General features: G+C 37.8%; 2 protein-coding genes. Both read right to left on the bottom strand.

The window, feature by feature from the left end; translation table 11 throughout:
- Positions 1-85: 85 nt before the first annotated feature.
- Positions 86-1786 carry an AMP-binding protein gene (locus ACT3QP_RS14470; protein ID WP_192520514.1) on the bottom strand — a complete coding sequence of 567 codons (1701 nt, stop codon included), beginning with the start codon at positions 1784-1786 and terminating at the stop codon, positions 86-88.
- Positions 1787-2822: 1036 nt separating this feature from the next.
- A partial coding sequence (locus ACT3QP_RS14465) for an ABC transporter permease (protein ID WP_444518844.1) occupies positions 2823-3265 on the bottom strand: 443 nt, incomplete at its 5' end.

The following is a 3265-nucleotide window of genomic DNA, read 5'->3' as shown; positions in this document are numbered from 1 at the left end:
ATAGTCAGTCATCAAAATATTAAAAAAGCCCTTTACTTGATAAGTAGAGGGCTTTTTTTAATTCAAACACTATGACGTTCAGACGTTATAGTGTTTGAGGGTTATCTGATATATGTTTTTCGCGCAATTTTTTCCGCAATACTTTACCAATATTGCTCTTTGGTAGTTCATTGATGAATTCAATATGACGCGGACATTTGTAACCAGTGAGGTTTTCCAAAGCATATTCTCTAATATCATTTTTGGTGACATCATCATCGCTCGGGACAACATAAATTTTGACAGCTTCGCCTTGGCGGCTATCTGGAATACCAATTACCGCACAGTCAATAATGCCTTTGTAGTCAAGCATGACGGATTCAATTTCATTTGGAAAAACGTTAAAGCCTGAAACCAAAATCATATCTTTTTTGCGGTCAAGTAGGGTGATATAACCTTGTTCATCCATGCTGACAATGTCACCAGTGCGGAAATAACCATCAGTGGTGAAATCGTTGCTACTGTCTTTATTAAAGTAGCCTGAGGTCACATTAGGACCTTTTATACACATTTCTCCTGCTTGATTGAATCCCACATGTTTACCATTATCGTCAGCAACGATGACATCGACGCTAGGAACGGGTATACCAATTGTACCGTTGAATTTACGGTCAGTGATGACGTTGGCTGTACCAGCAGCAACACCTTCAGTCATGCCCCAACCTTCAATCATTGGGCAACCAGTGACTGCCAACCATTTAGCCGCGGTCTGTTCAGTTGCTGCCATACCACCTGCTTGTGATATGCGTAGTGAGCTAAAATCCAAATCTTTAAAGTTTGGCTGATCGAGTAAGCCTTTGAATAGTGTGTTGACAGCAGGAATAATATGAAACGGTTGTTTTGATAATGTTTTAACAAAGCCTGACATATCGCGTGGGTTTGGCACCAATATAAAGGTGTAGCCTGAACGCATACCAAGCAAACTCAGCATAAATGCAAAAATATGATATAGCGGTAGAGCCATCACCATATTGATATAGACTTCGTTAATTTCTGAAGTGACAGGGCGGTACCATGCTTCTGACTGTAGAGCAGCAGAAACGATATTACGCTGTGATAAAATCGCCCCTTTGGATAGTCCTGTCGTTCCACCCGTATATTGCAAGATAGCTTTTTGTTGCATGGTGGTTTTTGGCGATTGAACAGGTAGGTTTTTGCCTTTTTTAAGCACTTCAGGAAACTTAGTAACCTGATATTTTGGGTCATTAAGATTATACTTGGGGACTAAGCGTTTCACCTGACGGATAACGGTATTGACTAAAATACCTTTTAGTCCCATCATATCGCCCATTTTTGAGAGAACAATGCGCCTGATGTTTGTCTCGTCAATAACTTGCTCAAGTGCTTGGGCAAAATTATCCACCACAAAAATAGTCTGGGCACCTGAATCGTTTAACTGATGGCGTAGCTCACGGCCAGTGTATAATGGATTAACAGGCGTACATACGTATCCTGCGCGCAATATACCAATCATTGTAGGTAAGTATTGCGGAACGTTTGGCATCATTAATGCTACGACACTGCCTTTAGGAATACCTTGAGCTTGTAACCATGCGGCAACTGCAAGTGATGCTTTGTCCACGTCACCATAAGTATGAGTAACACCCATACAGATAGTCATAGGATGGGGACGGAAACGGTCAAAGCATTCCTCGTATAACTCAATCAGATTTGCATATTGATCTGGATTGATGGTTTTAGGTACATTTTTTGGGTATTGAGCAAGCCAAGGTTTATCAACTGTCATACTTAGCGTTCTTAAATGCTGAGATTAAGTTAAGGTTCTATAAAAAGGTAGTCACATTCGTGTCAAACAATACAGATCGTTGCTGTGAGAGCAATGGCTTGCTGAGTGACATGATATGGTTTCACAGACTGTTAGAATACGCTGGCCTTTATATCTATAGCTTTTTAATTACAAATTCATTTAACCGCAAAGAATCATAATCTAAGTAGATTAAACGGTTAGGTATTTTTTTTGAGACTGAAAAAAAGTAAAGCAACTTATTTTGACAACACATTAACATAACTACAATTGATTTTTTTATGCCAATATAATACTTGATAGTTTATATTTAAATTTGATTAATTTAAATATATATGTTGCAACTATTTTGAGATAAATGGTCGATAAAATGTTGTAGTCGGTTATTTTTATTGAGAATAATAGTCATTATAACCAGTATTACTCTTTTAAGGCAATTTATTGGGTGATAGTTTTAACAATATGGTTATAACAGGGCAGGTTTCTGCATAGAAATTATCTATTTTTACAGTTCAGAGCGTTCTACCAATAGTATCAAACGCCCTTATTTAAAAAACTTATGTTTATTTTTTTTGGGAATTATTCGATATTCTTTTATAATCTTTGCAGCAACACCTTACTTATATGTCTCTTTGGTAATTCATTTACAAATTCAATATGATGCGGAGATTTGTAACCAGTAAGACTTTCCAAAGCATTCCTCATAGAGCTCTTTAATACTGTTGTACCTATTGGGATAAATCGTCTTAGGCACGCCATTGTAGTAATTAACAAGCCACGGTTTGAGTATTCAAAAATAAAGTGATTATTAATGAGTACACTATCATGAATGTGGATCAAGTAAACATTGGTTTGTCGTACTGGGTAGTACATAAATTAAAATAAATATATTCATAAAATCAAATATATAGTGGGATACTTTCAACATGAGGCGAGCGTTACAATGGAAGTTATGAGGCAGTATTTAACACATTAAGGCATAAATTCTTTATCTCTAACGCTATAGGTGGTGAGTCATTCATGGTGGGATAAATTGATAGCTTTTATTAAAAAAACGTCGATAAATGAGTAGGGCATTGATTGTACAACCAAGCGTGCTACTCACACATATCAAAAACATCGTTATTATTTGGTAACGAACGGCTTGAGTAGGATCAGCCCCCGCAAGAATTTGTCCTGTCATCATGCCCGGCAAACTGACGATACCAACGACTAGCATAGAGTTTAATGTTGGCGTCATACCAGTGATAATGGCCGAGCGTATAGGCTCGTGTACCGCTTCAAATGGCCGCGCAGATAGGCTTAGCATCATCTCGATACGCCCCCGCTGCTCATAAAAAGATTCAATCAGTTGGTTGCTAGTCAAAGCAATAGCAGTGAGAGAGTTGCCCAATATTAATCCTAGTATGGGAATGATGAATTGCGGAGTGTACCAAGGCTGCACTTTTAAAATAATCATAA

It is taken from the genome of Psychrobacter sp. AOP7-B1-24 (genome assembly GCF_052376215.1).
In the GTDB taxonomy this organism is placed as follows: Bacteria; Pseudomonadota; Gammaproteobacteria; order Pseudomonadales; family Moraxellaceae; genus Psychrobacter.
The sequence above is the reverse complement of the archived record's forward strand: the minus strand, read 5'-3'. Positions and strand labels throughout refer to the sequence as shown.

Excerpts from the sequence above, each read along its gene's own strand:
- ACT3QP_RS14470 (WP_192520514.1), bottom strand. The coding sequence starts at position 1,786 with ATGACAGTTGATAAACCTTGGCTTGCTCAATACCCAAAAAATGTACCT.